Source organism: Salifodinibacter halophilus (genome assembly GCA_012999515.1).
Classification (GTDB): Bacteria; Pseudomonadota; Gammaproteobacteria; order Nevskiales; family Salinisphaeraceae; genus Salifodinibacter; species Salifodinibacter halophilus.
The window spans coordinates 139,307-151,891 of sequence record JABEEB010000001.1 but is presented as its reverse complement, the minus strand read 5'-3'; the positions used below and the strand labels follow the sequence as shown (position 1 = coordinate 151,891).

Below are 12,585 nucleotides of genomic sequence, written 5' to 3'. Positions count from 1 at the left end.
GCTTACACGCCGCTTGGCGACGCTCGACCGGATCGAGAGCTCTGTATTCGGAGCGCGCATTAGCGCAATGTTGCCGCCCTATTCACCCCGCCTAGCGATTTATATCGACTTTGCCGATAAATTTGATGCTATGGGAGCGACAGCATTCTAGGCATGCCTACCCATAAACCCACGCCGGGCGGGCACTCCCACTAGGAAACGAATACACACGCCTCGAGACCAAATCAACCCGGGAGCCTGGCGCAGCATATTTGACCTCATCCGGGGCACGGCGAGTCGTCAGGCAAGTCCGGATAAGCCCGGCGGCCGCATCGACTAGCGGACAAACAAGCCGTTAAGGCCACCAGTCTCTGGCAGCGTCGGTACATCGAAGCCGACAGATCGACGCAGCGCTTGAAGTTTTAGCGCCCACCATCAACTGGATACTTAACAATCGTTGGCCTGGCCAGTTTTCGGCGTGCCCATCCCGGACAGGCTGGGCTTATATTAACCAACGTGGGTCTGGTGCCCTATGTAGGGGGTGCCTAGCGGGCGAATTACTCGCTTATGCCAGCAAGAGCACGCGTTGTCGTCCAAGCGACGTGAGCGGGCACCATATAGCCTTGTCGCCGCCAAGGCGGCCTGCGCGAACCAATATCGGTTGCGGATTTTGTATATCTTTTATTGGCGGAGAGGGAGGGATTCGAACCCTCGAAGGGGCTACAAACCCCTTACTCCCTTAGCAGGGGAGCGCCTTCGACCACTCGGCCACCTCTCCGATGCTGACAAATGGTACCGGCGTACCCGCGCAACGTAAACCTTATTCGCCCGTGGTCGACGAGGATTTTGGGTTTTCGCTCGGCCCACCCTGTACAACGCGCGACTCCAATTCGGCGGGAGCCTCGACGCCGAGGCGAACTCGCCCGGCCTCGGTGGCGATCACGCGCACGCGGATTTCGTCGCCGATATCGACCGTTTCGCCCGGTTCCGCGGACAATACGAGCATGTCAATCTTGCTCGCCGGCAGGCGTCAATTCACTGTCGACCTGCTGGGGCGGTTGGTCAAGTTCGAATTCGTGGTGCAACGCGCGCACCGCTAGTTCGACGTACTTGGTTTCGACCACGATGGATATCTTGATCTCGGTCGTCGAAATCATGCGCAGGTTGATGTTCTCGCGCGCGAGCGCCTTGAACATGCGCGACGCTACGTTGGCGTGCGAACGCATGCCGACGCCGACCATCGACACCTTGGCCACGCCGGATTCGCCGGAAACTTCACGCGCGCCCAGCTCCGCTGCCGCGCCTTCCAACAACCGTTTAGCGGCTTCGTAGTCAGCGTTGTGTACCGTGAACGTGAAGTCGGTCAGTGGCGCGCCGTCGGTCAACTCCGAGACATTTTGCAGGATCATGTCGACTTCGATGTTGTTCTCGCCGATCGGCCCAAGCAGCGAATAAGCCACGCCGGGTTGATCGGGAACACCGAGCACGGTGAGCTGGGCTTCGTCCTGCGTGAAGGCGATGCCGGAGATAATTGGTTCTTCCACGTCGTCCTCCAGGGTGATGAGCGTGCCGGGCCCGTCGTCGAAGGTCGAACAAACCCGAAGCGGTACGTTGTATTTGCCGGCGAATTCCACGGCGCGGATCTGCAGCACGCGTGAGCCAAGGCTGGCCATCTCCAGCATCTCTTCGAACGTGATGCGATCGAGTCGCCGGGCACCCGCCACGATGCGCGGGTCGGTGGTGTAAACACCATCGACATCAGTATAGATCTGGCATTCGTCGGCTTCTAGCGCAGTAGCCAGCCCGACGGCCGTCGTATCCGATCCACCACGGCCGAGGGTGGTGATCGCATTGTCCTTGGTCACGCCCTGAAAACCGGCCACAACCGGCACACGGCCGGCATCCAGTGCCGAACGCAGCGCATCCGGCTCAATGTTCTCGATGCGTGCTTTGGCGTGCTCGTCATTGGCCGTGATCGGAATCTGCCAACCTGTAAACGATTGCGCTGGCGTACCAGCCTGTTCTAACGCCATGGCCAGCATAGCAATTGTGACTTGCTCGCCCGTCGACAACAGCACGTCCATTTCGCGCGGCGAAGGCGCCTGTTCCAACTCTTGGGCCAACCCCTGGAGCCGGTCGGTCTCGCCGCCCATGGCCGAGACCACGACCACGACCTCGTCGCCCTGATCGTGAAACCCTTTGATCTTGGTCGCGATCTCGCGAATCTTAGCCGTCGTGCTGACGGACGAGCCGCCATATTTCTGGACGATGAGTGCCATATGCGGTTGCTGTCTTTGTCAGGCTTCGACGGCGTTCGTCTCAATCCACGCCGTCACGGCGGCCAGCGCGTCGTCGAGTTTTTCAGGTTGATTGCCGCCGGCCTGGGCCATGTCGGGCCGCCCGCCGCCTTTGCCACCAACCTGACTGGCCACAAAATTGACCAGATCGCCAGCTGCTACACCAGCGCGTTCCGGGTCGGCCACACCGGCGGTTAACGCCACTTTGCCCTCACTCGCCGAGCCGAGCACGACCACGGCATTGTCGAGCCGTTGCTTAAGAGTGTCGACGGTTTCGCGCAAGCGTTGCCGATCAGCGCCTTCCAGATGTTGAGCGACCAGATTGATATCACCGATCGACTGCGCGTCGGCGGCCAGTTCAGCGCTGGTACCCGCAGCAAGTTTTTGCTTCGCTGCGTCGAGTTGCGCCCCGAGTTCGGCGTTGTGGGCCAGCGTCTGATCCAGTTTGGTCTCGATTTCGTCGGGCGTGGCTTTCAGCCGCGCGGCAATTCGGTTCTGACGTGCGGCCAGGCGCTGCTGCTCGGCCAAAGCTTCGGCGCCCGTAACGACTTCGATACGCCGAACACCGGCGGCCACGCCCCGTTGATCGGCGATCGTCGCCAGCCCGAGCGTGCCACTGGCGGCAACGTGCGTACCGCCGCATAGCTCTACCGAGTAGTCAGAAAATCGAACCACACGGACTGTGTCGCCATATTTTTCGTCGAAAAACGCCAACGCACCCTGTGCAATCGCCGCATCGTACGACATGATTTCGAACTCGCCGGGGATATTGGCACGGATCTGTTCGTTAACGCGGGCCTCGATACGCGCCGCTTCGTCTTGTCCAACCGGGGCGTAATGTGCAAAGTCGAACCGCAGCCGGTCGGGTGCGACCAGCGAGCCTTTCTGCTGGACGTGGGTGCCCAGAATTTCTCTAAGCGCCGCATGCAGCAGATGCGTGGCGGTGTGATTTTGCTCGATCGCCCGCCGGCGCTCGGCATCGATCGTGGCAGTCACGTCGTCGCCGACGCCGAACTGACCCGATTCGACGTCCCCGATATGCATGTACACGCCGTCGCGCTTCTGAGTGTCGACGACCACGAATCGCGCATCGGCGGTTTCAATCACGCCCGTATCACCAACCTGACCGCCGGCCTCGCCGTAGAACGGCGTGGCATCCAACACAACAACGCCACGCTGGCCTGGGGTGAGAGCGTCGACATATTCGTCATCGACGAGTGTCGCTATAACCTGCGTTCTCGTCTGATCCTGTTCGTAGCCCAGAAAATCGGTTGCGGTTAAGTCGCCGACTTCGGTCGGCGCATCCGCATTGAACTGACTGGCTGCCCGCGCACGCTCGCGCTGCGCGGTCATCTGCGACTCAAAACCAGCCATATCCAACGACAAGCCACGTTCGCGGGCGATATCGTTGGTTAGGTCAACCGGGAAACCGTAGGTATCGTAGAGTTTGAAAACGGTTTCACCCGGGATCTCGGTGCCATCCATGGCAGAGATTGCGTTTTCAAGCAGACGCATGCCGTTGGCTAGCGTGGCCGCAAAGCGCTGTTCTTCCTGATGAACCACCGATTCGATCTGCGCTTGGCTGCGGGCAAGCTCGGGAAACGCGTCGCCCATCAATTCGACGAGCGTGGGCACCAACCGATAGAAAAACGGCTCCTCGGTACCGAGACTATAACCGTGGCGCAGGGCACGGCGCATGATCCGGCGCAGCACATTGCCCCGACCTTCCTTGGACGGCATGACGCCGTCGGTAATCAGAAATGCCGTAGCGCGGATATGATCGGCGATAACTTTAAGCGAAGCCTCGTTATCGGCGTCGACCGTCACCCCCAACGCGCCGGCACCGGCGCTTATCAAATGCTGGAAAACGTCGGTGGCGTAATTATCGGGTGTGCCTTGCATGACCGCGGCCATACGTTCGAGGCCCATGCCGGTATCAATCGATGGGCTCGGCAGAGCCGCAAGCGTGCCGTCCTCGCTGCGGTCGTACTGCATGAACACGAGGTTCCAGACCTCGACAAAGCGATCACCGTCTTCGTCCGGGCTACCCGGCGGTCCGCCCGGCACGTCGGGGCCGTGGTCATAGAAGATTTCCGAGCACGGACCACAAGGCCCGGTATCGCCCATTTGCCAGAAGTTATCGGCCGCGCCGATGCGGGCGAAACGCTCGCTATCGATACCGATTTCGCTCAGCCATATATCGGCGGCTTCTTCGTCCTGCTCGTAAACCGTGACAAATAGCCTTTCCGGTGGCAGCCCGAGTTCATCGGTTAAAAACTGCCAAGAGCGCTGGATGGCCTCGCGCTTGAAATAGTCGCCAAAGCTGAAGTTGCCGAGCATCTCGAAAAACGTGTGATGGCGGGCTGTGTAGCCCACATTTTCGAGATCGTTGTGCTTGCCGCCGGCACGCACGCAGCGTTGGCTGGTAACCGCGCGCACATAGTCGCGCGGCTCACGGCCGAGAAATGTCTCCTTGAACGGCACCATGCCGGCGTTGGTGAACAACAGCGTCGGATCGGAAGCCGGCACGAGACTGCTCGAGGCCACGAAACGGTGGTCATAGCGCTCAAAAAATTCGATAAAGCACGCGCGCAGCGCGTTCGTGGTCATCATGCGGTGCGTCTCCGATAACACCCTCGACAAAGCAACTGTTTAGTGTAGCAAAAAGCGTCTCACCATCCCTAGCCTGAGCCGCGCCACCCATTAGTTGCCGCAAACCGCCGCGATCTGATCCATATCGAAGCCACGACGCTGCAAAAAACGCATTTGCTTTGCCCGGCTCGGGTAATCATCGGCGATGTCGGCGCCGAAACGTTTGCGGCGGGCCGCTTCAGCCACGTCCAGCCAATCGACTTCAGCAGCGTCGAGAGCCGCCCGGATATCGGCTTCGCTCACGCCGGCTGCTTGCAGTTCGGCCCGGATACGCACCGGGCCTGTACCTCGACTCGCTCTGCTGGCGACGAGTGCTTCTGCATAGCGGGCATCTGAAAGCAGGTCTTCGGCCGTCAGATCGGCGAGAACAGCGTCGATGTCATCGCTTGCATGACCACGCTTTTTTAACTTGCCCGCTAATTCAGTACACGCATGCTCACGCCGCGCCAAAAGGTCCATGGCGCGTTTACGGACCGCCAATCGCTCGGCGGCCGTATCGTCATCTGTGTCGCTGTCAGGTGTGTCCGCCGTCTTGCTCATCAGGTGAACCACTGTCGGCCGAGGCCGTTGTTTGTTCAACGTTGTCGGCGCCTTCTTCCTGTGGCTTGCTGCTCGGCATCAGCAATTCACGCAGTTGTTTTTCCAGTCCTCCCGCAATCTCGGGATTGTTCTTGAAAAACGCCCGCGCGTTTTCTTTGCCCTGGCCGACGCGATCGCCGTTGTAGGAATACCAGGAGCCGGATTTGTCGACTAGCTTATTGGCTACGCCCAGCTCAACCAATTCGCCCTCGCGCGAACTGCCCTCGCCGTACAGAATTTCGAATTCCGCTTTTTTGAACGGTGGTGCCACCTTGTTTTTGACGACTTTGACACGGGTTTCATTGCCGATCGCCTCATCGCCCTTTTTCACCGAACCGATACGGCGGATATCGACTCGCACCGAAGCATAGAACTTCAGCGCATTCCCGCCCGTGGTGGTTTCCGGCGAACCGAACGTCACACCGATTTTCATGCGGATCTGGTTGATGAACATCACCGTGGTGCCGGTGCGTTGGATGTTCGAAGTCAACTTTCTAAGCGCTTGACTCATCAACCGTGCCTGGAGGCCGACGTGCGAATCGCCCATCTCGCCTTCGATTTCGGCTTTCGGCGTCAATGCGGCCACCGAGTCGACGACGACGATATCCACTGCGGCCGAGCGGACCAGCATGTCGGCGATTTCCAGGGCTTGCTCCCCAGTATCCGGCTGGCTGACGAGCAGATTGTCGATATCCACGCCGAGTGCCTCGGCATAAGTCGGATCCAGCGCATGCTCGGCATCAATGAACGCCGCCGTGCCGCCGTCTTTCTGCGCCTCTGCGATGGCCTGAAGCGTCAGCGTGGTCTTACCCGAGGATTCCGGCCCGAACACCTCGACGACACGACCGCGCGGGTAACCACCCACACCGAGTGCGACGTCCAGCGACAGTGAGCCACTCGAAATACTGGGCACATTCGAGCGCTCGACGTCGCCCATGCGCATGACCGACCCTTTGCCAAACTGGCGCTCGATCTGGGATAACGCCCCCGCAAGTGCTTTTTTGCGATCTTCGTCCATATATCTTTTTCCGGCTCTGCGCGTTGTCGTGGCTGGTTAGCCTATCGAACTCGACCGTGTTTCACACGCCCAACGGCCAACGTCCGAGGTGCTGGTAAGACCCCGGTCGACCGTGGTCGCCGCTGACGGTCAAGGTAAAACTATCGAATGCAGCATGCACCGGCGTAATCGAATCCGTATCCGGCCGCTCGGCGCGCCGCTGTAACGTGATATGCGGTTTAAACGCGGGTGGATCAATACGCTGACGATCGACGAGTGATGCCGCCAGTTCAAACACGGCGCGTGGTGGCGAGCTCGCCCCGAGCCAGACCGCGCGCGAGCGGCCAAAATAACCGACACGATCAAAAACCATCTCGAACGCGTCCCCTTCGACCGTTGCGGCGCGCTCGAACAGCGCGTCACGCGTCGCCACATCACAAGCACCGTAGAACGCCAAGGTCAGGTGCAGTCTTTCAGGCGCTACCGCGCGGCCCTGGATACCGAGTTCACCAACACGCTCGGCCAACGCACGCGCAGTCGCGGCATCCGGCCAAAGTGCGAAAAAGACCCGCTGCCGGTCCTCGCTACTACGCTTGCTCGTTGTTGCAGTCATCGGTTGAGAACTAACGCCGGATCAACACGGCGCGTCACTCAGCGACAGCCAGCCGCCGCTCCAGGCCGGCTAGCGCCTTGCACACGCTGGCGCTGCGAACCGCACCACGATCGCCGTCAAAGTGGTACACCAAGGCCTCAGGTGCTTCGCCCCGGCGCTGCCAGCCTATGACCACAGTACCGACTGGCTTGTCGTTGCTGCCACCGCCCGGCCCGGCAATCCCGGAGACCGCGACACTCCAATCGGCGGTGCTGGCCGCCAGCGCACCGGTGCACATGGCACGCACCACCGTCTCGCTGACTGCGCCGTGGGTGACTATCGTGTCTTTGGCCACGCTTAGACAATCCATTTTGGCGTCATCCGCATAAGTCACAAACCCCCGGTCGAACCAGACCGAGCTACCCGCGCGGTCGGTACAGGCCGCTGCGATCAAGCCGCCGGTACAAGATTCAGCCGCCACCAGCGACTCACCACGGGCTTCGAGGCTACCGGCCACGCGCGCGACGAGGCCAGCGATTGCGTCGTCGTTATCGGAGCTCATGGCGCTAGTTTGCCATTTTATTCGCCATGCGCCTGCGACCACGGGCCTCACACCGCTACAATCAGCGCCTAAGCCTCTAGTACGAAAGCCGCCATGGCGAGCGCCGATCCGCGCGAACACACACCGATGATGCGCCAATATTGGGCCGTCAAAGCCGATTATCCGCACATGCTGCTGTTCTACCGCATGGGCGATTTCTACGAGCTGTTTTACGACGATGCCGAGCGTGCCGCGGGGATTCTGGACATCACGCTTACGGCCCGAGGTGAATCGGCCGGCGAGCGCGTACCAATGGCCGGTGTGCCCTTCCATGCGGCGGACCAGTATCTCGCCAAGCTGATCGAACGTGGTGAGTCGGTCGCCATCTGTGAACAGATGGAAGCACCCGGCAATACCAAAGGGCCGGTGCGGCGCGAAGTCGTGCGCGTGGTAACCCCCGGCACAGTTACCGACGATGCCTTACTCGATGCGCGCAGCACGAACCGCATCGTCGCCGTCGCCGAGGCAAAACGCGCCATCGGGATCGCCGTAATCGAACTGGCCCGGGGCGATTTCGCAGTTACCGAAGTCACCGACGCGGCCGATCTCGACGCCGAACTGGCGCGTCTGGCACCAACCGAAGTTGTGATCGCCGAAGGCACGCCACAGCCCGGCGGCTCGCAGCAGACCACGATTACGGAGCAGCCACCCTGGCTTTTCGACGCCGTTAGCGCGCGCCGACGACTAACTGAACACTTCGAGGTCGCCGGACTAGATGCCTTTGGGTGTACTAATCTGCCACGCGCTATAGCCGCAGCCGGCGCCCTTTTAGCCTATGTCCGTTCCACACAGGGCAGCGCGCTCGCACATCTGCGCGCCATGCGCACCTACCGGATCGACGACACGCTGATCCTGGACTCGGCCACGCGCCGCCACCTCGCGCTCGATGCCGGGCGCGACGCGACCCAGTCGGCCAGCCTTATCGGACTCATCGACCGCAGCGCAACTGCGATGGGCGCGCGCGGCCTCAGGCGCTGGCTGGCCGAGCCATTGACCGATTTCGAGACGCTAGCCGCACGACACCAAGCCGTGGGCGCCCTTATCAGCGCCGGCACAAGCGAACTCGCGGACGCACTCGCTCCCTTGGCCGATGTTGAGCGTATCGCCACCCGGATCGCCCTGGCCACCGCCCGTCCACGCGATTTGGCCGGGTTGGCCAACACGTTAGCCCAACTCCCGGCCCTGAAAACCCGCCTGGCCACTATTGATTCGCCATATCTCGCAGACCGCGATACCGCCATCGAACCGCTAAGCGATCTGGCTGAGTATCTTGCATCCGCTGTGATTACCGAACCGCCGGTCACAATCCGTGATGGTGGCGTCATCGCTGACGGTTTCGATACCGAACTCGACGAGGCGCGTGATCTGACGCGCCATACCGACACCTATCTGAGCGAACTGGAGGCCAATGCCCGCGAGCGCGCCGGCGTCGACACGCTGAAAGTCGGTTACAACCGCGTCCACGGCTATTACATCGAAATGAGCCGCGCCCAGGCCCACAATGCGCCGGCCGATTTCCAGCGCCGTCAAACCCTCAAACAAGTCGAGCGCTATATCACGCCCGAGTTGAAGCAGTTCGAGGACCGCATCCTTTCAGCGCGTGAACGTGCGCTAGCACGCGAGAAAGACTGTTTCGATCAAATCATTGCCGCCTGCAATGCGTACGTCGACCGTCTCCACACCGTCGCCGCGGCCCTGGCGGATGTCGACGCGGTCAATGCCCTGGCCCGCGCGGCCGCTGATCACGGTTGGCGTGCGCCGGAATTAAGCCCTGAACCTGGCATCGACATCCGCGGCGGCCGCCACCCAATTGTCGAACAAGCGACCCGCGAAGCGTTCGTGGCCAACGACACCACGCTCGACCCGGACAATCCACTGCTGCTGATTACCGGCCCCAACATGGGCGGCAAATCGACCTATATGCGCCAGACCGCGCTGATCGTGGTACTGGCCCACATCGGTAGCTTCGTGCCCGCCGATGCGGCGCGCATCGGTCCAATCGACCGCATCTTTACCCGCATCGGCGCCGGCGATGATCTGGCCGCTGGGCAGTCGACGTTCATGGTGGAGATGAGCGAAACCGCGCATATCCTCCACCATGCCTCGCCGAAGTCGCTGGTGCTACTCGACGAAATCGGCCGCGGCACCTCGACCTACGACGGCCTGGCGCTGGCCCGCGCCGTTGGTGAACGCCTGCTGCAACGCAACCAGAGCCTGACGCTTTTCGCCACCCACTACTTCGAACTGACCGAAGCCGCCGAGGCTTGGCCCCACGCTCGCAACGCACACGTCGAAGTCGCCGAATATACTGCCGACGGCGAAGACCGAATCGTATTCCTACACGCCGTCCGCGACGGCGCCGCGTCACGGAGTTTCGGGCTGCAGGTTGCCGCCCTGGCCGGACTGCCGCGCCCAGTACTAGCCTCCGCGCGCAAGACGTTGGAACGCCTCGAACAAAGCCGGGTGACTGAACAAACACCACAGCTCGGTCTGTTCGACAGCCCGGCGCCCGACCACGAAAACCCACCCGAGCCGGTGCCGGATCCAGTCCACGACACACTCGCCGAAACCGACTGCGACGAGCTAACTCCCCGCGCCGCACTCGACCTGGTCTATCGGCTGCGATCGATGATCGACGGGTCCCGCTAGACACTGACCTGGGCGCGTGAACGACACCCGGCCGGTCTCGCGGCGTGCGATCCTCACGCCGCAGAAGCGGGGATGACCGACAGCACCGGCACCGCCGTGACTAACCGCCAGCCGATATGAGCGGCTGCCAGGAGTTGGTCAGACATCCATATAATCGGCTGCCATCTTGTTCGTCAGGCGCAGATCCTTGTGCATGTGGCGCGTGATCGGCCCCGCGATGCCCTTTTCCACACGCGAGCCAACCAGAGGAATCGCGACCTCAATATCGAAGTCGAGATGCAGCTCGGCGCCATCACCGGCATCTCGCAAATGCAGAACGAGTTCGGCCGAGGCCGGCGCACCGACGACATCGATATGCACCCGGCCGGTCCGGTTTGAGCGTGTCCATATCTCCTGCTGTCGCAGATTGAGCCGATCACCGATACGTTTGCGTAGAAGATCCGGAATTTTCGAGCCACTCGTATCCAGCTCATGGCGAACAACGATTTCAAATCGGTCGCCATCGTCGGCGCTCGACTCGATCGCTGGGTTACCGCCCAACCGGTCATATTTCCGGCGGTAATAATCAACATCGGTAAATACATGCATCATCCGCGCCACCGGATGATCGAAAGCGAAACGGTCTTGAAACTTCATTGATGCCGGATAATTCTAGAAATTGAACGAACAAAAGAAATAAATGAGGACAACGCCGAAATATAAAATGGCCTGAAGCAGCACGGCCTAATGGCTTAGGTTAGTAACATTCACTTCTTTGCGTCATGCCACGTTCAGTAACGGCATTTCGACTGAATGTCGCCTGACCGCTCAGTCTTCGCACTGTTCCTTATCGATTTCGCCGAGCGCGGTATAAAGATAGTCGACCAGCAAATCACGGCTGGCGAGCTCGGCACCGAGAACCGCAAGCAACACAAACACGCCGCCGAGCCGCCGGTGCAAAAACACGATCTCGCGTGGCGGAATACGGAACCAACGCGAGATCGCAGCCTCGGAGATGGCTTTCGACACACGGTCCGGCAGATCGGATTCGCCCCAACAGTAAGCGTCGTCGGCGGTTAACAACTCGACCGGCGCGTCGTCACGAAACGGCTCGACGATAAGGTAACCGACACTGGCGAATGAATCGAAAACCGCCTGCGGCGAATCCCGGCGGAGTAGCTGAATACCAATAGCGCCGTCGACGAGCCGCGCCTGGTCACGCGCCAACGCGCCAGCGACGGTGTCGTAGTAAGCGTGCAGAAAACGTGGGGCGAATTCGCGTGTCGCACCGAAGTCGATCAGCACCAAGCGATCGGCATCGCCGTGTTCGTCGACGCGGACCTTATAATTGCCGAAATGCGGGTCGGTTTGCACCATCCCCCATTCAAAAAACTCGAGAAAGAACAACTCCAGCGCCGCAGCACCGAGCGCATCGCGTCGTGATTGCGCAAGCGACTGCACAGCTTCGCTCTGGATGTGTTCGGCCGGCTCATAGCTCGTGGTTAATACAGCCTCGGAACAATATTCAGGATAGACCGCCGGCACCACGAATCGCTCGTCGGCGGCCAAACGCGTCGAGAACTCCGCGGTCAATTGACGTTCGCGGTCATAGTCGACTTCGCGATAGACCATCTCGCGAACTTCTTCCATGATGACGCCAAGTTCGATACCGCGCGGCACCAGACGCGCGAGCCGGATGATGTTGGTCAGCGTACGAATATCGCTATCAATGGCCTCAGCCAATCCCGGATACTGGACCTTGATACAAAGCTGGGCACCATCAGCGCGTCGCGTTGCGCGATGCACCTGCCCCAGTGAAGCCGCCGCCAACGGCTCAGGGTTAATGTCGAGTTCAGCGTAACGTTCACTGCCCAGGCGTTGGCGCACCAGTGGTTCCAGCTCCGACCAGGCCACCGGCGGCGTGTCATCCTGCAGTCCTTTCAACACTTCGACTGCTTCCGGCGGCATGAAGTACTGGCCATAGACCGACAGCATCTGGCCGACCTTCATCACACTGCCTTTGAGTTTGCCGAGCTCACTCGCCAAATACTCAGCCTGGCGTATGTAGAAATCACGGTTGCGCTGGTTGCGCTCATCACGCGAGCGGAACAGGTTGCCCACCGAATGGCGTGCAAACTGTGCGCCGGCCACCATGCCCACCCGCGCCATAGCGGCATTACGGTCAAACGCGCCGGTCTTGAGCCGGAGCGGCTTGCGGCGTTTGTCGCGGTCGTACTCCGGCATGCTGGTCAGTTTAGCA

At 60.7% G+C, this 12,585-nt stretch carries 10 protein-coding genes and 1 tRNA gene; 1 reads left to right on the top strand and 10 read right to left on the bottom strand.

The window, feature by feature from the left end; genetic code table 11:
- Positions 1-664 precede the first annotated feature (664 nt).
- From HKX41_00705 to HKX41_00670, 8 genes are all read right to left on the bottom strand, one after another.
- A tRNA-Ser gene (locus HKX41_00705) sits at positions 665-757 on the bottom strand.
- A 42-nt stretch (positions 758-799) separates the two neighbouring features.
- The gene (locus HKX41_00700) at positions 800-985 is read right to left on the bottom strand and encodes a carbon storage regulator (protein ID NNC22678.1); all 186 of its coding nucleotides are present in this window, start codon (positions 983-985) and stop codon (positions 800-802) included.
- A gap of 1 nt (position 986) precedes the next feature.
- A complete protein-coding gene (locus tag HKX41_00695; protein ID NNC22677.1) occupies positions 987-2,258 on the bottom strand; it encodes an aspartate kinase in 1,272 nt (423 codons plus the stop codon).
- Positions 2,259-2,276: 18 nt separating this feature from the next.
- Positions 2,277-4,886, bottom strand: coding sequence for an alanine--tRNA ligase (alaS, locus tag HKX41_00690; protein NNC22676.1), 2,610 nt, complete (start codon positions 4,884-4,886; stop codon positions 2,277-2,279).
- A 93-nt stretch (positions 4,887-4,979) separates the two neighbouring features.
- A complete protein-coding gene (locus tag HKX41_00685) occupies positions 4,980-5,468 on the bottom strand; it encodes a regulatory protein RecX (protein ID NNC22675.1) in 489 nt (162 codons plus the stop codon).
- Complete coding sequence (gene recA / locus HKX41_00680; protein ID NNC22674.1) at positions 5,443-6,525, bottom strand: recombinase RecA; 1,083 nt, start codon at positions 6,523-6,525, stop codon at positions 5,443-5,445. Before recA ends, HKX41_00685 begins: the two co-directional genes overlap by 26 nt.
- Positions 6,526-6,586: 61 nt before the next feature.
- A complete protein-coding gene (thpR, locus tag HKX41_00675; protein ID NNC22673.1) occupies positions 6,587-7,117 on the bottom strand; it encodes an RNA 2',3'-cyclic phosphodiesterase in 531 nt (176 codons plus the stop codon).
- Positions 7,118-7,151: 34 nt separating this feature from the next.
- Entirely contained in the window at positions 7,152-7,658 is a 507-nt protein-coding gene (locus HKX41_00670) for a CinA family protein (GenBank protein ID NNC22672.1), read from the bottom strand.
- A 93-nt stretch (positions 7,659-7,751) separates the two neighbouring features.
- Between HKX41_00670 and mutS the strand changes: the two genes are divergently transcribed.
- Entirely contained in the window at positions 7,752-10,346 is a 2,595-nt protein-coding gene (mutS, locus tag HKX41_00665) for a DNA mismatch repair protein MutS (protein ID NNC22671.1), read from the top strand.
- A gap of 138 nt (positions 10,347-10,484) precedes the next feature.
- Here the strand turns inward: mutS and HKX41_00660 are convergent, their stop codons facing one another.
- Both HKX41_00660 and HKX41_00655 read right to left on the bottom strand, forming a co-directional pair.
- Complete coding sequence (locus tag HKX41_00660) at positions 10,485-10,982, bottom strand: DUF2505 domain-containing protein (protein ID NNC22670.1); 498 nt, start codon at positions 10,980-10,982, stop codon at positions 10,485-10,487.
- Positions 10,983-11,153: 171 nt separating this feature from the next.
- Complete coding sequence (locus tag HKX41_00655; protein ID NNC22669.1) at positions 11,154-12,569, bottom strand: AarF/ABC1/UbiB kinase family protein; 1,416 nt, start codon at positions 12,567-12,569, stop codon at positions 11,154-11,156.
- Between the last annotated feature and the right edge of the window lie 16 nt (positions 12,570-12,585).